This window comes from Mangrovibacter yixingensis (assembly GCF_020523985.1).
GTDB lineage: Bacteria > Pseudomonadota > Gammaproteobacteria > Enterobacterales > Enterobacteriaceae > Mangrovibacter > Mangrovibacter yixingensis.
This window is the reverse complement of sequence record NZ_JAIVKM010000006.1, coordinates 89,565-109,226: the sequence shown is the minus strand read 5'-3', so window position 1 is coordinate 109,226 and position 19,662 is coordinate 89,565. Positions and strand designations below refer to the sequence as shown.

General features: G+C 51.5%; 19 protein-coding genes. 16 read left to right on the top strand and 3 right to left on the bottom strand.

All coding sequences use genetic code 11. From position 1 onward, the window contains the following. Positions 1-43 precede the first annotated feature (43 nt). From LC084_RS17570 to LC084_RS17555, 4 genes are all read left to right on the top strand, one after another. Positions 44-1,324, top strand: coding sequence for a 4-aminobutyrate--2-oxoglutarate transaminase (locus LC084_RS17570; RefSeq protein WP_110027840.1), 1,281 nt, complete (start codon positions 44-46; stop codon positions 1,322-1,324). Beyond that, on the top strand, positions 1,321-2,775 hold the full coding sequence (locus tag LC084_RS17565; RefSeq protein WP_226572460.1) for an NAD-dependent succinate-semialdehyde dehydrogenase: 1,455 nt from the start codon (positions 1,321-1,323) through the stop codon (positions 2,773-2,775). Before LC084_RS17570 ends, LC084_RS17565 begins: the two co-directional genes overlap by 4 nt. A gap of 58 nt (positions 2,776-2,833) precedes the next feature. Next, entirely contained in the window at positions 2,834-4,078 is a 1,245-nt protein-coding gene (locus tag LC084_RS17560; RefSeq protein ID WP_226572459.1) for an aromatic amino acid transport family protein, read from the top strand. Positions 4,079-4,330: 252 nt separating this feature from the next. Further along, a complete protein-coding gene (locus tag LC084_RS17555) occupies positions 4,331-5,440 on the top strand; it encodes a branched-chain amino acid ABC transporter substrate-binding protein (protein WP_226572458.1) in 1,110 nt (369 codons plus the stop codon). Between the two features lie 70 nt (positions 5,441-5,510). Here the strand turns inward: LC084_RS17555 and panM are convergent, their stop codons facing one another. Then, positions 5,511-5,897 (bottom strand): aspartate 1-decarboxylase autocleavage activator PanM, encoded by a 387-nt coding sequence (gene panM, locus LC084_RS17550; protein WP_226572457.1) that lies wholly within the window; start codon positions 5,895-5,897, stop codon positions 5,511-5,513. A 424-nt stretch (positions 5,898-6,321) separates the two neighbouring features. Here panM and livK point away from each other — a divergent pair, with 424 nt between their 5' ends. From livK to ugpQ, 10 genes are all read left to right on the top strand, one after another. Next, on the top strand, positions 6,322-7,431 hold the full coding sequence (gene livK / locus LC084_RS17545) for a high-affinity branched-chain amino acid ABC transporter substrate-binding protein LivK (protein WP_226572456.1): 1,110 nt from the start codon (positions 6,322-6,324) through the stop codon (positions 7,429-7,431). A 66-nt stretch (positions 7,432-7,497) separates the two neighbouring features. Further along, positions 7,498-8,424 carry a high-affinity branched-chain amino acid ABC transporter permease LivH gene (gene livH, locus LC084_RS17540; RefSeq protein ID WP_036111322.1) on the top strand — a complete coding sequence of 309 codons (927 nt, stop codon included), beginning with the start codon at positions 7,498-7,500 and terminating at the stop codon, positions 8,422-8,424. Then, positions 8,421-9,695 carry a high-affinity branched-chain amino acid ABC transporter permease LivM gene (locus LC084_RS17535; RefSeq protein ID WP_226572455.1) on the top strand — a complete coding sequence of 425 codons (1,275 nt, stop codon included), beginning with the start codon at positions 8,421-8,423 and terminating at the stop codon, positions 9,693-9,695. The genes livH and LC084_RS17535 overlap by 4 nt, the downstream gene beginning before the upstream one ends. Further along, positions 9,692-10,459, top strand: coding sequence for a high-affinity branched-chain amino acid ABC transporter ATP-binding protein LivG (livG, locus tag LC084_RS17530; RefSeq protein WP_226572454.1), 768 nt, complete (start codon positions 9,692-9,694; stop codon positions 10,457-10,459). The genes LC084_RS17535 and livG overlap by 4 nt, the downstream gene beginning before the upstream one ends. A gap of 1 nt (position 10,460) precedes the next feature. Next, positions 10,461-11,174, top strand: a complete 714-nt coding sequence (gene livF / locus LC084_RS17525; RefSeq protein ID WP_226572453.1) for a high-affinity branched-chain amino acid ABC transporter ATP-binding protein LivF — start codon at positions 10,461-10,463, stop codon at positions 11,172-11,174. Between the two features lie 399 nt (positions 11,175-11,573). Then, on the top strand, positions 11,574-12,893 hold the full coding sequence (gene ugpB, locus LC084_RS17520; protein ID WP_226572452.1) for a sn-glycerol-3-phosphate ABC transporter substrate-binding protein UgpB: 1,320 nt from the start codon (positions 11,574-11,576) through the stop codon (positions 12,891-12,893). A 136-nt stretch (positions 12,894-13,029) separates the two neighbouring features. Beyond that, complete coding sequence (gene ugpA, locus LC084_RS17515; protein WP_226572451.1) at positions 13,030-13,917, top strand: sn-glycerol-3-phosphate ABC transporter permease UgpA; 888 nt, start codon at positions 13,030-13,032, stop codon at positions 13,915-13,917. Continuing rightward, the gene (gene ugpE / locus LC084_RS17510) at positions 13,914-14,759 is read left to right on the top strand and encodes a sn-glycerol-3-phosphate ABC transporter permease UgpE (RefSeq protein WP_226572450.1); all 846 of its coding nucleotides are present in this window, start codon (positions 13,914-13,916) and stop codon (positions 14,757-14,759) included. Before ugpA ends, ugpE begins: the two co-directional genes overlap by 4 nt. Position 14,760: 1 nt before the next feature. After that, positions 14,761-15,831, top strand: a complete 1,071-nt coding sequence (locus LC084_RS17505) for a sn-glycerol-3-phosphate import ATP-binding protein UgpC (protein ID WP_226572449.1) — start codon at positions 14,761-14,763, stop codon at positions 15,829-15,831. Continuing rightward, a complete protein-coding gene (gene ugpQ, locus LC084_RS17500; protein WP_226572448.1) occupies positions 15,828-16,568 on the top strand; it encodes a glycerophosphodiester phosphodiesterase in 741 nt (246 codons plus the stop codon). Before LC084_RS17505 ends, ugpQ begins: the two co-directional genes overlap by 4 nt. Before the next feature lie 15 nt (positions 16,569-16,583). Here ugpQ and LC084_RS17495 read toward each other — a convergent pair whose 3' ends face one another. Continuing rightward, the gene (locus LC084_RS17495; protein ID WP_226572447.1) at positions 16,584-16,841 is read right to left on the bottom strand and encodes a DUF2756 domain-containing protein; all 258 of its coding nucleotides are present in this window, start codon (positions 16,839-16,841) and stop codon (positions 16,584-16,586) included. Between the two features lie 76 nt (positions 16,842-16,917). Further along, entirely contained in the window at positions 16,918-17,415 is a 498-nt protein-coding gene (locus LC084_RS17490; protein WP_226572446.1) for a GNAT family N-acetyltransferase, read from the bottom strand. 400 nt (positions 17,416-17,815) lie between these two features. Between LC084_RS17490 and LC084_RS17485 the strand changes: the two genes are divergently transcribed. Both LC084_RS17485 and gntR read left to right on the top strand, forming a co-directional pair. Beyond that, positions 17,816-18,511: a pirin family protein gene (locus tag LC084_RS17485; RefSeq protein WP_226572445.1), complete on the top strand. Its 696-nt coding sequence runs from the start codon at positions 17,816-17,818 to the stop codon at positions 18,509-18,511. Positions 18,512-18,605: 94 nt separating this feature from the next. Continuing rightward, the gene (gene gntR, locus LC084_RS17480; RefSeq protein ID WP_226572444.1) at positions 18,606-19,601 is read left to right on the top strand and encodes a gluconate operon transcriptional repressor GntR; all 996 of its coding nucleotides are present in this window, start codon (positions 18,606-18,608) and stop codon (positions 19,599-19,601) included. The last annotated feature ends 61 nt before the right edge of the window (positions 19,602-19,662 follow it).

The window sequence follows — 19,662 nt, the reverse complement described above, 5'->3', positions numbered from 1 at the left end:
CATACGTGAAAGGCTGCCAGCCTCAGTGACAGGAGAATTCAGGGTGAAAAATCAGCAATTAGATAAACGTCGTCAGGATGCCACACCGCGTGGTGTGGGTGTTATGTGTGGTTTTTATGCCGAGAAAGCTGAAAACGCCACGCTGTGGGATGTTGAAGGCAATGAATATATTGATTTCTCTGCCGGTATCGCGGTGCTTAACACTGGCCACCGCCATCCAAAAGTGATTGCTGCGGTAGAACGCCAGCTCCAGTCATTTACCCATACGGCATACCAGGTGGTGCCTTATGAAAGCTATGTTTCCCTGGCCGAACGTATTAACGAGCGGGTACCTGTAGAGAAACCAGCAAAAACCACTTTCTTCTCTACCGGGGCAGAAGCGGTAGAAAACGCCGTAAAAATTGCCCGCGCTTACACACGCCGCCCAGGCATTATTACCTTTTGTGGTGGGTTCCATGGCCGTACTTTCATGACCATGGCGCTGACTGGCAAAGTGGCTCCCTACAAAATTGGTTTTGGCCCGTTCCCAGGTTCTGTATTCCATGCGCAATACCCGAATGCACTGCATGGTGTGAGTGTTCAGGATGCAATGGACAGCATTGAGCGCCTGTTCAAATCCGACATCGAGCCAACCCAGGTGGCAGCCATTCTGCTGGAACCCGTTCAGGGCGAAGGTGGTTTTATCCCGGCTCCGGCTGAGTTTATGCAGGCGTTACGCGCACTGTGCGATGAGCATGGCATTTTACTGATTGCCGATGAAGTGCAGTCTGGTTTTGCTCGTACCGGCAAGCTGTTCTCCATGGAACACCACAGTGTAAAACCTGACCTGATGACTATGGCGAAAAGCCTGGCGGGTGGTTTCCCGCTGTCTGGTGTTGCCGGGCGTGCGGAAGTGATGGATGCACCAGGGCCGGGTGGGCTGGGCGGTACATATGCCGGTAACCCGCTGTCTGTTGCAGCCGCTCACGCAGTGCTGGACGTGATTGATGAAGAACAGCTGTGCCAGCGTGCCAACCAACTGGGCCAACACCTGGTGGAAGTGCTGACCAAAGCCCGCGCAACCTGCCCGCAGATTGCTGAAATCCGTGCTCAGGGCTCAATGGTCGCCGTGGAATTTTTGGATCCCAAAACAGGTAAACCGTCTGCTGATTTCACTCGTGGCGTAATGCAGCGCGCAATGAAAGAAGGCTTGCTGCTGCTTAGCTGTGGCGTGTACGGCAACGTAATCCGTTTCCTCTACCCGTTAACAATTCCGGAAGCGCAATTCAGCAAAGCGCTGGATATTCTGAGCCGTGCTCTGGAGCAGGAGGCTGCGGCGCAATGAAACTGAATAATCCTGGCTTACTGTGCCAGCAGGCGCTGGTCAATGGTCAGTGGTGCGACGCGCAGGACGGGAAAACAGAGGCTGTTACCAACCCGGCAACGGGCGAAGTGATAGCGCATGTTCCCCAACTGAGTGCTGCTGAAACAGAGCTGGCAATTACGGCTTCTCAACAGGCACAGGCTGAGTGGAAAGCGCTGACTGCCAAACAACGTGCCGGTTATATGCAGGCTTGGGCTGCCGCTATTCTTGACGCCCAGGAAGACCTGGCGCAGTTAATGACAGCAGAGCAGGGCAAGCCTCTGGCGGAATCCCGTGGCGAGGTGGCTTATGCGGCATCGTTCATCACCTGGTTTGCTGAAGAAGCCAAACGGATAGATGGCAGTGTATTGCAGGCTCCTCAGGCCAGCCAGCGCCTGGTGGTTATCAAGCAGCCCGTTGGTGTGTGTGCGGCGATTACTCCGTGGAACTTCCCGGCGGCAATGATTACCCGCAAGGCAGCCCCTGCACTGGCAGCGGGTTGCAGCATGATTGTCAAACCCGCAGAGCAAACACCGCTTACCGCACTGGCGCTGGGCAAACTGGCGCAGGATGCCGGTATTCCGGCGGGCGTGTTGCAAATCGTCACGGGCGATGCGGCCCAGGTGGGCAAAGTGCTGTGCGACAGCCCGGTAGTACGCAAACTGAGCTTTACGGGTTCCACGGAAGTGGGCCGTATTCTTATGGCCCAGTGCGCACCTACCATTAAAAAATTGTCGCTGGAACTGGGTGGTAATGCACCCATCATCGTGTTTGATGATGCAAATATTGATAGCGCCGTGGCTGGGATTATGGCGTCTAAATTCCGCAACAGCGGGCAAACCTGTGTATGCGCTAACCGTGTTTATGTGCAGGACGGGGTCTATGACCAGGTCATGGACAAGCTGGTACAGGAAGTTGAAAAGCTGAGTGTGGGCGAAGGCACCAAACCCGGAACCACTCAGGGGCCGCTGATTGATAGCCAGGCTATCGACAAAGTACAGCAACACATTGCCGATGCGGTGAGTAAAGGCGCACAAGTTGTGACTGGCGGTAAACCGCACGCACTGGGTGGCACTTTTTTTGAACCGACTGTGGTGCGCGATGTAAACAAAACCATGCGGTTTGCCACTGAAGAAACGTTCGGCCCGGTTGCGCCAGTCTTTCGGTTTACCAGTGAAGCGGAAGTGGTGCAGATGGCGAACGACACTATTTTCGGCCTTGCTGCCTACTTTTTCACCCTTGATGCCTCTCGGCAGTGGCGTGTATCTGAAGCACTGGAATACGGCATGGTCGGCGTGAATACCGGTCTTATCTCTAATGAAGTCGCGCCTTTTGGCGGCGTCAAACAATCTGGGCTCGGACGCGAAGGATCGCGCTACGGAATCGAGGAATATCTGGAGCTTAAGTACCTGTGTATCGATGTGAGCTGTTAATCACCGTTAAAACAACCTGGACCGGTGGGGGATGCCACCGGTTATTTAAGGAAGAATTATGTCTGAGAATACCTCTCTCTCCCGGGCCTGGGCGGCTCGAGAGCGGGTTTCTGCACCCTCCAAACCCTTAAGTTTCCTCGAAGGCGTTGCCATGATTGTTGGGACAAACATCGGCGCAGGCGTCTTGTCTATCGCTTATGCATCCAGCAAAGCGGGTTTCCTTTCTCTCTTGTTCTGGCTGGTGATTGTGGGAGTGTTGACCACGATTACTATGCTCTATGTTGCTGAATCTACGTTACGTACCCGTGCACATCTCCAGTTAAGCGGCTTGGCAAGACGCTATGTCGGCGGTGTTGGCTCGTGGCTGATGTTCCTCTCCGTGTGTGTCAACAGCGTTGGTGCGTTAACTGCGTATATGACCGGCAGTGGTAAACTCTTGCACTCCCTGTTAGGGATTTCGCCAGCACTGGGCAGCCTGTGTTTCTTCTTACCCGCTGCAGGTGTGCTCTGGCTGGGGCTGAAGGCGATTGGCCGTGGTGAAAAGTTTATCAGTGTCGGTATGGTCGTGATGATAACGGTGCTGGTGGTGGCAACGTTCCTGAAAGACACCACACAAACGCGTTTTCTGTTGGATGGCAACTGGCGCTATATGGTGCCGGTATTTAACGTCATTGCATTCTGTTTTTCTGCGCAATATATCGTGCCGGAAATGGCCCGCGGATTCAGTGATAAACCCGCTCAGTTGCCCAAAGCCATTATGGTGGGAATGGGGCTGACATTCGTTTTATTAACAGTGGTCCCGCTTTCGGTTATCTCACTAAATGGCCTTGATGCTATCAGCGATGTTGCCACCATTTCCTGGGGTAGAGCGTTGGGTGAATGGGCTTTCTTCTCGGCCAATATCTTTGCGTTATGCGCCATGCTGACTTCGTACTGGGGGCTGGGTGGTAGCTTTCTGACCAATATTTTCGATAAATTTTCACTTGGCAGTGACACCCAGCCGCTTCGCCGTCTTGGCGTCATGCTGCTGGTGGTTGTTCCGCCGTTTATTCTGGCTTACAGCGGCATGGTGTCTTTTGTGAATGCACTTTATTTTGCCGGAGTATTCAGTGGCGTTATTTTGTCGATTATGCCGATTCTTATCCTCAAAGGTGCCCGGAAAAAAGGGGATATCACCCCTGCCTGGCAATGTGCTGATGTGATTACACACCCGGTACTCAAAGGTGTGATTGTCCTGATGTACATACTGAGCGCTCTCTACGCTATCGCTTCTGCATTAGGTTATTTACCCGCCGGATGGTGATTTTCCGCTCTCCCACTTGCCGTGTAGTGCTGGCAAGTGGGCTTTTTGCATCACAAAAGTGTTGCAGTCTGTTGAAAAATGTTATTCCAAATCCATCAAAATAAGGTATGTTCAGGCAGAGTATGCTGCATGGGCACGGGCAGCTTTACCGACAATAAAACAAATGGTGTAACAGGCACACTTTAGTTGGCCGTTACAAAAAAGTGCCAAATACAACAAACTGCAATCACAACAAGAATGGGGAAACTCAGGATGAATATGAAGGGTAAAGCGTTACTGGCAGGGTGCATTGCTCTGGCGATGAGCGGCGTAGCAGTGGCTAAGGATATTAAAGTCGCTGTTGTGGGCGCCATGTCCGGGCCGGTAGCGCAGTACGGTGATCAGGAATTTACTGGGGCGCGCCAGGCTATTGCGGATATTAACGCAAAAGGCGGGATTAAAGGCGACAAACTGGTTGCCGTAGAATACGACGATGCCTGTGACCCGAAACAAGCCGTAGCCGTAGCAAACAAAGTGGTTAACGATGGCATCAAATATGTGATTGGTCACCTGTGTTCTTCTTCCACTCAGCCTGCATCTGATATCTATGAAGATGAAGGTGTGCTGATGATTACGCCTGCTGCAACCGCACCAGAACTCACTGCGCGTGGTTACAAACTGACTCTGCGTACCACCGGCCTGGATTCTGACCAGGGCCCAACTGCCGTGAAATATATTCTGGATCACGTTAAACCACAGCGTATTGCCGTGATTCACGACAAACAGCAGTACGGCGAAGGCCTGGCAACTTCAGTGCGTGATGGCCTGAAAAAAGCCGGGGCTAATGTGGTGTTCTTTGACGGTATCACCGCCGGTGAGAAAGATTTCTCCACACTGGTTGCCCGCCTGAAGAAAGAAAATATCGATTTCGTTTACTACGGTGGTTATCACCCGGAAATGGGGCAGATCCTGCGCCAGTCTCAGGCTGCTGGGTTGAAGATTCAGTTTATGGGCCCGGAAGGCGTGGCGAACGTTTCTTTGTCTAATATCGCCGGTAAAGCGGCTGAAGGCATGCTGGTTACCAAACCTAAAAACTACGACCAGTTGCCGGCAAACAAACCGATTGTTGACGCTATCAAAGCTAAAAAACAGGATCCAAGTGGTGCGTTTGTATGGACCACTTATGCTGCTGTTCAGTCACTGGCTACCGCACTGGAAAATACCGGTGGTGACGATACCGAAGCTATGGCCGATTACCTGAAAGCTCATGGTGCAAACACGGTTATGGGGCCATTGTCCTGGGACCAGAAAGGCGACCTGAAAGGCTTTGAATTCGGCGTGTTTACCTGGCATGCCAACGGTACAGCAACTGACGCCAAATAACGGTTATCAGTAAAAGCGCCCTCTTTATGAGGGCCTTGCGGGCAGGGGCAGGCCATGCACCTGCCCGTTCTTATTCGGGGATATGCCAGCCACCTTCGCGTTCGGTAAAACCCTGCGCCTGCATGAACGCATTCATTGTTGCGTAGTTTTCCACACCAACATCCGTTACCCACCAGTCTGAAACTTCCGGCAGCGCACCCAGCACTTCTTCGAGCATATATTTCCCGACACCGCGGCGACGGGTGACATCTCTGACCCGAAACGAATCCATTGTTCCCTGTGCCCCGCTGAGTGTTACCCGTGTCGCGCCAAGCAGGCGCTCATTAAAACGAGCGGCATAGATCCGGTTGTTCTCATCAACATTCAGAGAGGCTTCTGAGTATTCAGGCCAAATTTTCGCAAGATCGATTTTATCCTGTTCACTAAACGTCTCAAGACGAATGATAGTGAGTTTCATAAGCTGCATTTCCTGGAATGAAACAGTGAGTATGTAACGCTATTTTACTGGCCTGCGCTCAACATCAAAGCAGAATGCGTTTAGTTGATTAGTTTATTTAAATCATATCGAGTGGTTTTTAAACCGTATGGATAAAAATAATCCAGTTTATTTATCTACATTTTTTGTGTTTTAGTAACTTTTTATGTCAATATTTTGTGCTGTAGTGTATGGTTTTTTTTGTTTATCTCAGTATTAATACAGAATAAAATCTCCGGTTAATCACCTGAAATATAGAGTATTTGGTGGCTTTTTTGGAAAAAATGCCGCTAACTCATTACAGGGACAGGTAAAAATAGCATTGTTTATAAAAAAGACAGGTCTGTTTTTAACCATAACAAAACAAAATATTCACACACAACATCACGAATGGGGATTACAAAGGATGAAAATCAACGCGAAGACACTGCTCGCTGGCATAGTTGCGCTGGCGATGTCTCACGCGGCGCTGGCGAAAGAGATAAAAATTGCGGTAATTGGTGCCATGTCCGGGCCGGTAGCGCAATGGGGCGATATGGAATTCAATGGTGCCCGCCAGGCGGTTAAAGATATTAATGCAAAAGGTGGTATTAACGGCGACAAACTGGTTGCGGTGGAATACGACGATGCTTGCGACCCGAAACAAGCTGTTGCTGTGGCAAACAAAGTGGTTAACGAAGGCATCAAGTATGTCATTGGTCACCTCTGTTCTTCTTCCACTCAACCGGCATCTGATATTTATGAAGATGAAGGCATTCTGATGATAACCCCCGGGGCAACAAACCCGGAACTCACCATGCGTGGCTACCAGACTATCATGCGTACTGCCGGGCTGGATTCTTCCCAGGCACCAACTGCGGTGAAATATATTGTCGATAAGGTGAAACCCACACGTATTGCGGTTATCCACGATAAACAGCAGTACGGTGAAGGTCTGGCAACTTCAGTGCGCGATGGCCTGAAAAAAGCCGGGGCCAATGTGGTGTTCTTTGACGGTATTACTGCTGGTGAGAAAGATTTCTCCACCCTGGTGGCCCGCCTGCAGAAAGAAAATATCGACTTTGTTTACTACGGTGGTTACTACCCGGAGATGGGGCAGATCCTGCGCCAGGCAAGGGCGACCGGGCTGAAAACACAGTTTATGGGCCCGGAAGGTGTGGGTAATGCCTCATTGTCTAATATTGCTGGTAAAGCGGCTGAAGGCATGTTGGTAACTATGCCAAAACGCTACGACCAGGATCCGGCAAACCAGGCCATTGTGACGGCGCTGAAAGCTGAGAAAAAAGACCCGTCTGGCCCCTATGTTTGGATCACCTATGCTGCTGTGCAGTCACTGGCTAATGCACTGGCTCATGCGGGCAGTGACGAACCGCTGGCGCTGGCAAATTACCTGAAATCACACGGTGCCGACACCGTAATTGGGCCGCTGAACTGGGATGAAAAAGGCGATCTGAAGGGATTCGAATTCGGTGTTTTCCGCTGGCATGCTGATGGTTCGTCCTCTGTGGCGAAGTAAGGCTGACTAACTGTAATCCCGCCTTCCGGCTATCTGACCGCCGGAAGGACAGAAAAAGGCTATGTTATGTCTGAGCAGTTTCTCTATTTTTTACAGCAAATGTTTAATGGCGTGACACTGGGCAGCACTTATGCCCTTATCGCTATTGGCTACACAATGGTTTACGGCATTATCGGCATGATCAACTTCGCCCATGGTGAAGTGTATATGATTGGCAGTTATGTCTCGTTCATGATAATTGCCGCACTGATGATGATGGGGATTGATGCCAGCTGGATGCTGATTGGTGCCGGTTTTGTGGGCGCAATTGTTATTGCCAGTGCTTACGGCTGGTCCATTGAAAAAGTGGCGTATAAACCCGTGCGTAACTCCAAGCGCCTGATTGCGCTGATTTCCGCTATCGGGATGTCTATCTTCCTGCAAAACTATGTCAGCCTGACTCAGGGCTCCCGTGATGTTGCGTTGCCAAGCCTTATCAATGGGCAGTGGATCATCGGTGCCAGTGAGAACTTCTCGGCAACGATTACCACCATGCAGTTGGTCATTTGGGTGGTGACCTTTATTGCGATGCTGGCATTGTCGTTATTCATTCGTTACTCCCGCATGGGGCGCGCCTGCCGTGCCTGCGCCGAAGATTTGAAAATGGCGAGCCTGCTGGGTATTAACACCGACCGCGTAATTGCTTTGACCTTTGTTATCGGTGCTGCGATGGCGGCGGTTGCCGGTGTGCTGCTGGGGCAGTTCTACGGGGTAATTAACCCGTTTATTGGCTTTATGGCCGGGATGAAAGCTTTTACCGCTGCTGTATTGGGTGGGATTGGCAGTATTCCAGGTGCGATGATTGGTGGGCTTATCCTGGGCATCGCCGAAGCCCTGACGTCTGCTTACCTGAGCACTGAATATAAAGACGTGGTTTCTTTTGCCTTGTTAATTGTGGTGTTGCTGGTTATGCCTACCGGTATCCTTGGGCGCCCGGAGGTAGAAAAAGTATGAAACCGGTTACGTTTTTCTTTGCCATTTTATCTGCCGCCATTTTCTTTGTCCTGGCGTCGGTCTTTATGGGCGTGCAACTGAATTTGAGTGGAACTCGCCTGGTTGTTGGCAGTGCGGCAAATATCCGTTGGGAGTGGATCTACATCGGTACTGCGGTAGTCTTCCTGTTCCAAATCTTGCGGCCACTGTTCCAGCAAGCAATGAAGAAGGTCGCCGGGCCGCGCCTGACAATGCCTGCCATTGACGGTTCCAGCGTGAAACAGAAATTACTGCTGGGTGCTATTCTGGTGATTGCGGTTGTCTGGCCGTTCCTGGTATCTCGCGGTACGGTAGATATCGCCACCATGACCATGATTTATATCATTCTCGGCTTGGGGCTGAACGTGGTGGTTGGGCTGTCTGGCCTGTTGGTCCTGGGCTATGGCGGTTTTTATGCTATTGGCGCTTATACCTTCGCATTGCTGAGCCACTACTATGGGTTAGGCTTCTGGATCTGCCTGCCGTTATCCGGGCTGGTCGCTGCACTGGCCGGCTTCCTGCTGGGCTTCCCGGTTCTGCGCCTGCGGGGTGATTACCTGGCAATCGTCACCCTGGGGTTCGGTGAAATTGTGCGTATCTTATTACTGAACAATACCGCAATCACCGGTGGGCCGAATGGGATCAGCCAGATCCCGAAACCGACACTGTTTGGCCTGGAATTCAACCGCTCGCCACGTGAAGGTGGTTGGGATACGTTCAGCAACTTCTTCCATGTGAAGTATGATCCCAGCGATCGTATTATTTTCCTCTACCTGGTCGCTTTACTGTTAGTGGCGCTGACAGTATTCATTATTAACCGCCTGTTACGTATGCCCCTGGGGCGTGCGTGGGAAGCGCTGCGTGATGATGAAATCGCCTGCCGTTCTCTGGGCCTGAGCCCTACGCGTATCAAACTGACAGCCTTTACCATCAGCGCGGCTTTTGCCGGGTTTGCTGGCACGCTGTTCGCTGCGCGCCAGGGCTTTATCAGCCCGGAATCTTTCACCTTTGCTGAGTCTGCTTTTGTTCTGGCGATTGTGGTGCTGGGGGGAATGGGCTCGCAATTCGCCGTTATTCTGGCGGCCATTTTGCTGGTTGTGTCTCGTGAGCTGATGCGTGATTTCAATGAATACAGCATGTTAATGCTCGGTGCGCTGATGGTCCTGATGATGATCTGGCGCCCGCAGGGGTTATTACCAATGACCCGTGCTCAGGTGAAATTGAAAAAACGCAGTGAAGGAGAGCAGGCATGAGTCAGCCATTATTATCTGTCAGCGGCCTGATGATGCGTTTTGGCGGCTTGCTGGCGGTTAACGATGTTTCCCTGGATTTACATCCCCAGGAAATCGTTTCTTTGATTGGCCCTAATGGAGCCGGGAAAACCACAGTATTTAACTGCCTGACCGGTTTTTATCGCCCAACTGGCGGGCAGATTTTATTGCGAGATAAGCACCTGGAAGGTTTGCCAGGCCAGGAAATCGCCCGGTTGGGCGTGGTCCGTACTTTTCAGCATGTCCGCCTGTTCCGTGAAATGACGGTGATTGAAAACCTGCTGGTGGCACAACACCAGCATATGAAAAGTGGCCTGTTTTCCGGGCTGCTGAAAACTCCCGCATTCCGTAAAGCAGAAAGTGCAGCACTGGACCGCGCAGCCACCTGGCTTGAGCGTATTGGCCTGTTGGAGCATGCGAACCGCCTGGCGGGTAACCTGGCCTACGGCCAGCAGCGCCGCCTGGAAATTGCCCGGTGCATGGTAACCCAGCCGGAAATTCTGATGCTGGATGAACCTGCGGCTGGGCTGAACCCCAATGAAACCCATGAGCTTGATGAGTTGATCATGGAGTTACGCAACCACCACAACACCACGGTATTGCTGATTGAACATGATATGAAACTGGTGATGGGGATTTCTGACCGTATCTATGTAGTAAACCAGGGTACTCCGCTGGCTAACGGTACACCTGAGCAGATTCGTAACAACCCGGATGTGATTCGGGCCTACCTGGGAGAAGCGTAATATGGACAATGTAATGTTATCTTTCGACCAGGTGAGCACGCACTACGGGAAAATTCAGGCGTTGCATGAAGTCTCTTTGCACATCAACCAGGGTGAAATTGTTACCTTGATTGGCGCAAATGGTGCAGGGAAAACCACGTTGCTGGGAACCTTGTGTGGCGATCCCCGTGCCACTCAAGGAACCATTACCTTTGATGGTAAAGACATTACCCACTGGCACACCGCAAAAATCATGCGTGAAGCCGTGGCTATTGTACCGGAAGGGCGCCGGGTGTTTTCCCGCATGACGGTAGAAGAAAACCTGGCAATGGGTGGTTTCTTTGCAGACCGGCAACAGTACCAGGAACGTATTGAACGGGTTTATGACCTGTTCCCGCGCTTGAAAGAGCGCCGTATCCAGCGTGCGGGAACCATGTCTGGTGGTGAACAGCAGATGCTGGCCATTGGCCGGGCACTCATGAGCCAGCCGCGTTTATTGCTGCTGGATGAACCGTCTCTGGGCCTGGCACCCATCATTATTCAACAGATCTTCGACACCATTGAGCAGTTACGTGAAGAAGGCATGACAATCTTCCTGGTTGAACAAAACGCTAACCAGGCGCTGAAACTGGCCGACCGTGGTTATGTTCTGGAAAACGGCCATGTAGTGCTGGAGGATTCGGGGGATGCTCTGTTGGCAAACGAAGCGGTGCGTAGCGCTTATCTGGGCGGCTAACACTTTTTTCTTGTTTGTCCGCAACCTTCAAGGGGCCATTCTGGCCCCTCAGATTGATGAAAAAGAAGGGAAGAGCGTGGTTTCCCTTCTTTTTAGTTATCAGCCGAAAATCAATGAATTGATTTTCCAGGTTTTTTATTGGGTAGCATCCTCTCTTTCTGTGGGGACATGAGGTTTATCATCAGGCTCCGTGACCATTCAGGCCCCTTTTCATTTTCTCTCTTGTTTTGACTCGCCTTTCACCAAAGTGTCTTGTTACTGAAATCCCGTTATCACTCGCTCGTCATGATTACGTCATACAACAGTTATTTTTCTGTCATACGGGCGTGTCATGTTACTTCGCGAGCAAAAAACGCGTGATATCGCGCATTTCCCCATGGACACAAGAGAGATAACGGCATGAACGCTTTGCTACGACACACAGCTTTGGGCATTACGCTTGGTCTCGCTTTCAGCACCCAGGCGATGGCCGTCACAACTATTCAGTTTTGGCATTCCATGGAAGGTCAGTTGGGTAAAGAAGTGGATTCGTTAGCACAACGCTTTAACCAGACCCACCCGGATTACAAAATCGAGCCGGTGTATAAAGGCAACTACGAACAAAGTCTGGCTGCCGGAATTGCTGCATTCCGTACGGGAAATGCGCCCGCCATTTTGCAGGTGTATGAAGTGGGCACGGCAACCATGATGGCATCCAAAGCTATCAAACCGGTTTACCAGGTATTTGAAGAATCGGGTATTCCATATGATGAATCACAATTTGTGCCGACCGTTTCCGGTTACTACACCGACTCAAAAACCGGGCACCTGTTGTCCCAGCCTTTTAACAGCTCCACGCCGGTGCTGTATTACAACAAAGACGCATTCAAAAAAGCAGGCCTGAACCCGGACCAGCCACCCAAAACCTGGCAGGAACTGGCCGAAGACGCAGCGAAAGTCCGCGCAGCCGGTATGCAGTGTGGCTACGCCAGTGGCTGGCAGGGCTGGATCCAACTGGAAAACTTCAGTGCCTGGCACGGCCTGCCGTTTGCCACTGAAAACAACGGTTTTGATGGCACTGATGCCAAACTGGAATTTAACCAGCCAGTGCAGGTGCGCCATATCGCCATGCTGGAAGAGATGAACAAGAAAGGGACATTCAGCTATTTTGGCCGCAAAGATGAGTCTACCGAGAAGTTCTATAACGGTGACTGCGCTATGACTACGGCATCTTCTGGGTCTCTGGCTGATATTCGCCACTATGCGAAGTTTAATTACGGTGTGGGCATGATGCCGTACGACGATACCGTGCCAAATGCGCCGCAAAACGCCATTATTGGTGGTGCCAGCCTGTGGGTGATGCAGGGTAAAGACAAGCCGACCTATAAAGGTGTGGCTGAGTTTATGAAGTTCCTGATGCAGCCAGAAATTGCCGCTGAATGGCACCAGAAAACCGGCTACCTGCCGATTACCAAAGCGGCTTATGAACTGACACGCAAAGAAGGTTTCTACGATAAAAACCCCGGTGCAGACATTGCCACGCGACAGATGCTGAACAAACCGCCATTGCCGTTCACCAAAGGGCTGCGTCTGGGCAACATGCCACAGATTCGCACCATTGTTGATGAAGAGCTGGAAAGTGTCTGGACGGGTAAGAAAACACCTAAACAGGCGCTGGATGCTGCTGTTGAACGTGGTAACCAGTTGCTGCGCCGCTTTGAACAGTCGACGAAATCCTGATTCCCCTGAAAACTGGTGCGAGCCGTCGCACCAGTTTTCTCACGGGTAGCCGTTTACCCGCAATGGGACAGGCAACTTGTTTACTCTTTCACTGCCCGGATGGCAGTGAAGCATATTATCTTTGCCAGGTAATGCTATGTCATCATCACGCCCGGTTTTTCGCACTTCGTGGTTGCCCTATGCACTGGTACTGCCACAAGTGGTTATCACCATTATTTTTTTCATCTGGCCTGCCGGTGAAGCTTTGTGGTACTCGGTCCAGAACGTCGACCCCTTCGGGTTATCCAGCACTTTTGCTGGTATGAGTAACTTTATTCAACTGGCCCACGACAGTTATTACCTGGATGCCTTCTGGACCACCATCAAGTTCAGTGCTTTGGTGACAGGCTGTGGGTTGGCTATTTCTCTGTTTTTCGCCGCCCTGGTAGACCATGTTGTGCGGGGAAGCCGCCTTTACCAAACCCTGTTATTACTGCCTTATGCTGTTGCACCCGCAATTGCCGCTGTGTTGTGGATCTTCCTGTTTAACCCGGGGCGCGGGTTGTTGGTATGGGCGCTGGAACAACTGGGATACCACTGGAACCATGCACAAAATAGTGGGCAGGCCATGTTTTTGGTGGTATTTGCCTCTGTATGGCAACAAATTAGTTATAACTTCTTGTTTTTCTTCGCCGCACTTCAGTCTATTCCCCGCTCCCTGATGGAGGCCGCCGCCATAGATGGTGCCGGGCCAGTCAGGCGCTTTTTCCGTGTGTCATTACCGCTCATTACCCCGGTCAGTTTCTTCCTGCTGGTGGTTAACATCGTTTATGCCTTTTTTGACACATTCCCAGTGATTGATGCAGCGACAGGCGGTGGGCCGGTTCAGGCCACAACGACGCTGATTTACAAAATCTACCGGGAAGGCTTTGCCGGGTTGGATTTATCGGCCTCTGCTGCACAGTCCGTGGTGCTCATGGTGCTGGTTATTATTCTGACGGTGATTCAGTTCCGCTACGTGGAAAACAAGGTGCGTTACCAATGATAGAGAACCGACGCGGGCTGGATATCTTCAGCCATATCATGCTGATAGCGGGCATTATCGTTATTTTATTCCCGTTGTATGTGGCATTTGTGGCCGCCACTCTCGACAACAAAGCGGTATTCAATACCCCAATGACCCTATTACCCGGCGGCCATTTGTGGGAAAACCTGTCGCTTATTTGGCACCAGGGCGTGGGGGGCAACACTGCGCCGTTTGGGGTGTTATTACTGAACAGTTTTGTGATGGCGTTGGGCATTACGGTGGGCAAAATCTCGGTGTCCATGCTCTCTGCTTTCGCCATTGTCTGGTTTCGCTTCCCACTGCGTAACCTGTGCTTCTGGATGATCTTTATCACCCTGATGTTACCCGTAGAAGTGCGTATTTTTCCCACCGTTGAAGTGATTGCCAACCTGAAAATGCTCGACAGTTACACCGGGCTGACACTGCCACTGATGGCCTCTGCGACGGCAACATTTCTGTTTCGCCAGTTTTTTATGACCTTACCGGACGAGTTGCTGGAAGCTGCACGCATTGATGGCGCTTCCCCGATGCGCTTTTTCCGCGACATCGTACTGCCGCTTTCGCGAACCAACCTGGCTGCACTGTTCGTTATTACCTTTATTTATGGCTGGAACCAGTATCTGTGGCCGATTTTGATTACCAGTAAAGCGGATATGGGCACTGCTGTTGCCGGTATTAAAAGCATGATTTCAACGGGAGATGGCACAACACAGTGGAACCAGGTTATGGCAGCAATGCTACTGACCCTGGCACCGCCTTTAGTGGTGGTTTTGGTGATGCAAAGAGCGTTTGTTCGTGGTCTGGTGGATAGTGAGAAATAACATGGCAGGATTAAAATTACAGGCCGTCAGCAAAAGCTGGGATGGCAAAACACAAGTGATTCGCCCTTTGACGCTGGATGTCGCAGACGGCGAATTTATCGTCATGGTTGGCCCTTCTGGTTGTGGTAAATCCACTTTGTTACGCATGGTTGCGGGCCTTGAGCGGGTGACCAGTGGCGATATCTGGATTGACCGCCAGCGAGTAACAGAACTGGAACCCAGCGAGCGTGGTATTGCGATGGTATTCCAGAATTATGCGCTTTACCCGCACATGACAGTGGAAGAGAACATGGCCTGGGGCCTGAAAATACGTGGTATGGGCAAGCAACATATCGCCCATAAAGTCCAAGAAGCTGCGCGTATTCTGGAGCTGGATACATTGCTAAAACGCCGCCCACGTGAGCTGTCTGGCGGGCAACGCCAGCGGGTTGCCATGGGGCGGGCAATTGTGCGCGACCCGGCGGTATTTTTGTTCGATGAACCGCTTTCCAACCTGGATGCCAAGCTACGGGTACAAATGCGCCTGGAACTCCAGCAACTACACCGGCGGTTAAATACCACCAGTTTGTATGTGACCCATGACCAGGTTGAAGCCATGACCCTCGCACAGCGTGTGATGGTGCTCAATAAAGGCATTGCAGAGCAAATTGGCACACCGGTTGAGGTTTATGAAAAACCGGCCAGCCGCTTTGTTGCCAGTTTTATTGGCTCACCAGCCATGAACCTTTTGGGTGGGCAAGTGAGCAACGATGGGTACCGTTTTGAGTTACCCGGAGGCATGGCTGTTCCTGTCGGGCGAAACTTATCTTCGCTGGCAGGTAAACCGCTGACTCTGGGTATTCGCCCTGAGCATATTGCGTTAAGCTCTCAGGCTGAAGGTGGTCTGCCATTAGTGATGGATACGCTGGAAATGCTGGGTGCTGATAACCTGGCTCACGGGCGTTGGGGGGATCAAAAAATGATAATCCGCCTGGATCACCAAAACAGGCCGCAACGAGGCTCCATGTTGTGGCTACACCTGCCGGAAGACCGACTGCATTTCTTTGATGGCGAAACAGGACAACGGTTATGAGTCACTGGCCTTATCCCCGCATTGTTGCACACCGTGGTGGGGGAAAACTGGCTCCAGAAAATACCCTGGCGGCGATTGATTTAGGCATTGCTCGCGGGTTCAAAATGTTTGAGTGCGACGCAAAACTTTCCCACGATAGTGAAATTTTCCTGCTGCATGATGACACGCTCGAGCGCACCAGCAACGCCTGGGGCGTTGCCGGGGAGATGAACTGGGATGTGCTGAACAAGGTTGATGCCGGGAGTTGGTTTGGCAAAGCATTTGCCGGAGAGCCGTTGGCACTTTTGAGCGATGTCGCAGAGCGTTGCCGCCAGCAAAACGTCATGGTCAACATTGAAATCAAACCAACTACTGGTGTGGAAACCCGAACAGGTACAGAGGTTGCTCTGGCGGCACAACAACTGTGGGCGGGTATGGCGACTCCGTTGCTTTCCTCTTTCTCTGTTGAAGCGCTGGCTGCGGCTCAACTTGCTGCACCGGAGTTACCTCGCGGGTTATTACTGGATGAATGGGACGATAACTGGCAGGAACTGACTTCTCGCCTCGGGTGTGTATCTATTCATCTTAACCACCAGTTGCTGGATGAAGCTCGTGTTACTGCTCTGAAAAACGCCGGGTTGCGTATTCTGGTTTACACCGTAAACCACCCGGAGCGCGCCAGAACCCTGATGCAATGGGGTGTGGATTGTATCTGCACCGATAACCTGGAACAAATTGGCCCAGGTTTTGGTGCCTGAGCCAGGTAGCGCCAATTAACGCGGCTGTTGCTGGGTGCGTTGCTGCGCCTCATTTAACTGCTGGCGCAGTTTTTGTTGCTGCTGTTGCTGTTGAGCCGTTGCAGCCTGGTTTAACTGGCTTTTCTGCTGCATCTGCTGGGTACGCATTTCTTGTTGCACCCGTTGCTGGCTGGGGTTCACATACCCCGGCTGGTTGGGGTTATTGGTGGTGTTCAGCGGAACAGCCATTGCAGTAACAGGCAACAACAGCGCCAGAATCAGATAGCGTTTCATGGTGATTTCTCCTGAAAACAGACTATAAGTTTATCCTTTCTCTGGCCCTGCCGCTGGTTTTTCCGTGTTATCTGAATCACTCGGGTTTGTGGCGCACCATGAATAATGCATCAACATAAACGCCATTACGTAACCCGAACGCTTTAGCCCGGCCTTCCTGCTCGAACCCTGCACGCTGATATGCCCGAATGGCGGGCTGGTTATCGGCGAATACTGTCAATTCGATACGGGTGACTCGCAGCCAGTTATCGCATAACACTACGGCCTCCTGCATCAGTGCTCTGCCAATACCTTGCTGGCGAAAGGCGGGGTCAACACACAACCCTAATGTAGCGACATGGCTGCGGCGTGGGTTGGCGTTCACAGTGAGCCCCATATGCCCCACCACCTGGTTTTCGACCAGTGCCACCAGGTGCCTTTGCCCCGGCTGTGGGTGAGTAATGCGCTCAAGCCAGTAAGATGTGGAAGGGTGAGGAAGCTGAAGCAGGTTTTCATACACCTCTGGTTGGCGGTAAATACCCAGTAATGCTGCTACGTCGTTGGGTTCAGCCTGGCGTATTTCTGGCCTGTTCATCCTGTTCCTCTCCATTGTTAGTTGATTTCCGTTAGCATCATTGCGATTTCTTATGGGGTCAACTGCCATTTTTTGCAAAAAAAACTGGACAGATGCAAATGATAATGATTATTATTGCCTTGCGTTCAGGGGACACCTCAATGAAACCTGAAGCACGACATTGCTCACATTGCTTCCAGTATTACTTTAGCCAGCCGGGTGCTGGCTTTTTTTTATCTGTTTTTCACTGATTCAGCAAAATTGATGACAACCTGGTGCCTGGCGGGATTTTGTCTCGACCACTATCTTGCGTGACAAGGATTGTATTATTCATTTTTTTTGAACAGAGGCGTCAATTTTCACCCTCTATCTTCCCTGCAGCTTGCCCCCTAAACTGAATGCAACTGATGAGGAGGGCAACATGATCTATTTACGTAAAGCACAGGACCGTGGGCATGCAAACCATGGTTGGCTGGATTCCTGGCACACATTTTCGTTCGCAAATTACTACGATCCTGACTTTATGGGGTTCTCTGCTTTGCGGGTGATTAACGAAGATGTTATTGATGAAGGCCAGGGCTTTGGTACCCATCCCCACAAAGATATGGAAATTCTGACCTATGTTCTGGAAGGTGCCGTTGAACACCAGGACAGCATGGGCAACAAAGAACAAGTACCGGCGGGTGAGTTCCAGATTATGAGTGCGGGTACGGGTATTCGCCATTCTGAATACAACCCGAGTGCGACTGAAGCCCTGCGCTTGTACCAGATTTGGATTATCCCGGAAGTGACGGGAATTACCCCGCGTTATGAGCAGCGCCGCTTTGATGCCGCGCAGGGCCGCCAGTTGGTGTTGTCGCCGGATGCTCGCGACGGGTCGTTAAAAGTGTTCCAGGATATGGAATTGTGGCGCTGGGCACTGGTGAAAGATGAGCAATCTGTGTTTCAGGTTGCCGCTGACCGCCGCATCTGGATTCAGGTCGTGAAAGGTGAAGTCTCCATTAACGGCACTAAAGCGGTAACCAGTGACGGGTTGGCGATTTGGGATGAACAGGCACTTTCTGTGCATGCCAGCGAAGGCAGTGAAATTCTGCTGTTTGATTTACCGCCAGTCTGAATCTGATTCGTAGTTTTTGGCCCGCCCTGTTTACGCAAGGCGGGCTTTTTTCATGGTAAACTTCACTGTCAATAACAAATTGTGTGCACAGGACATGAAAAAGAAAAGACCGGTACTACAGGATGTGGCTGATAAAGTCGGCGTGACCAAAATGACGGTTAGCCGTTTTTTACGCAACCCGGAACAGGTTTCCGCGGCGCTACGCGTCAAGATTGCCGCAGCGCTGGATGAACTGGGGTATATACCCAACCGGGCACCGGATATCCTTTCGAATTCAACCAGCCGTGCCATTGGCGTGATGCTGCCTTCGCTAACTAACCAGGTTTTTGCGGAAGTCTTGCGCGGTATTGAAAGTGTGATTGATGCGCACGGCTACCAAACCATGCTGGCGCACTACGGTTATAAAGCCGAACTGGAAGAAGAACGCCTGGAGTCCATGCTGTCCTGGAATATCGACGGTCTGATTCTGACTGAGCGCAGGCACACGCCACGCACACTGAAAATGATTGAAGTGGCGGGTATTCCTGTGGTGGAAATGATGGACAGCATCAGCCCTTGCCTGGATATTGCAGTAGGGTTTGATAACTTCGAAGCGGCTCGCCAGATGACAGCGGCGATTATCCAGCGCGGCCATCAGCATGTTGCTTATCTCGGGGCGCGGCTTGATGAACGTACTTTAATGAAACAGCGTGGCTATGAGCAGGCTATGCAGGATGCCGGTCTTGTGCCTTACTGTGTGATGGTTGAGCAATCTTCTTCATATTCCACCGGGAGTGAGTTATTGCGCCAGGCGCGCCGCGAATACCCGAAGCTGGACAGTATTTTTTGTACTAACGATGACCTGGCTGTGGGGGCGGCATTTGAATGCCAGCGCCTGGGCCTGCGTATTCCTGAAGATATGGCCATAGCGGGTTTCCACGGCCATGATATTGGCCAGGTGATGGAACCCCGTTTGGCAAGTGTGTTGACTCCGCGTGAACGCATGGGCCGGATTGGTGCCGAGCGCCTGTTAGCACGAATTCGTGGCGAAATCGTGTCGCCGAAGATGCTGGATTTGGGCTTTACCTTGTCTCCTGGTGGATCAATCTGAAAAACTCAATATTTGACGTAGCTCACACTTATTAGCTTTCACTGATTGTGGTTATTGCTTA

Coding starts and splice junctions, on each gene's coding strand:
- LC084_RS17565 (WP_226572460.1), top strand. CDS start 1,321: ATGAAACTGAATAATCCTGGCTTACTGTGCCAGCAGGCGCTGGTCAAT.
- LC084_RS17560 (WP_226572459.1), top strand. CDS start 2,834: ATGTCTGAGAATACCTCTCTCTCCCGGGCCTGGGCGGCTCGAGAGCGG.
- LC084_RS17555 (WP_226572458.1), top strand. CDS start 4,331: ATGAATATGAAGGGTAAAGCGTTACTGGCAGGGTGCATTGCTCTGGCG.
- panM (WP_226572457.1), bottom strand. CDS start 5,897: ATGAAACTCACTATCATTCGTCTTGAGACGTTTAGTGAACAGGATAAA.
- livK (WP_226572456.1), top strand. CDS start 6,322: ATGAAAATCAACGCGAAGACACTGCTCGCTGGCATAGTTGCGCTGGCG.
- livH (WP_036111322.1), top strand. CDS start 7,498: ATGTCTGAGCAGTTTCTCTATTTTTTACAGCAAATGTTTAATGGCGTG.
- LC084_RS17535 (WP_226572455.1), top strand. CDS start 8,421: ATGAAACCGGTTACGTTTTTCTTTGCCATTTTATCTGCCGCCATTTTC.
- livG (WP_226572454.1), top strand. CDS start 9,692: ATGAGTCAGCCATTATTATCTGTCAGCGGCCTGATGATGCGTTTTGGC.
- livF (WP_226572453.1), top strand. CDS start 10,461: ATGGACAATGTAATGTTATCTTTCGACCAGGTGAGCACGCACTACGGG.
- ugpB (WP_226572452.1), top strand. CDS start 11,574: ATGAACGCTTTGCTACGACACACAGCTTTGGGCATTACGCTTGGTCTC.
- ugpA (WP_226572451.1), top strand. CDS start 13,030: ATGTCATCATCACGCCCGGTTTTTCGCACTTCGTGGTTGCCCTATGCA.
- ugpE (WP_226572450.1), top strand. CDS start 13,914: ATGATAGAGAACCGACGCGGGCTGGATATCTTCAGCCATATCATGCTG.
- LC084_RS17505 (WP_226572449.1), top strand. CDS start 14,761: ATGGCAGGATTAAAATTACAGGCCGTCAGCAAAAGCTGGGATGGCAAA.
- ugpQ (WP_226572448.1), top strand. CDS start 15,828: ATGAGTCACTGGCCTTATCCCCGCATTGTTGCACACCGTGGTGGGGGA.
- LC084_RS17495 (WP_226572447.1), bottom strand. CDS start 16,841: ATGAAACGCTATCTGATTCTGGCGCTGTTGTTGCCTGTTACTGCAATG.
- LC084_RS17490 (WP_226572446.1), bottom strand. CDS start 17,415: ATGAACAGGCCAGAAATACGCCAGGCTGAACCCAACGACGTAGCAGCA.
- LC084_RS17485 (WP_226572445.1), top strand. CDS start 17,816: ATGATCTATTTACGTAAAGCACAGGACCGTGGGCATGCAAACCATGGT.
- gntR (WP_226572444.1), top strand. CDS start 18,606: ATGAAAAAGAAAAGACCGGTACTACAGGATGTGGCTGATAAAGTCGGC.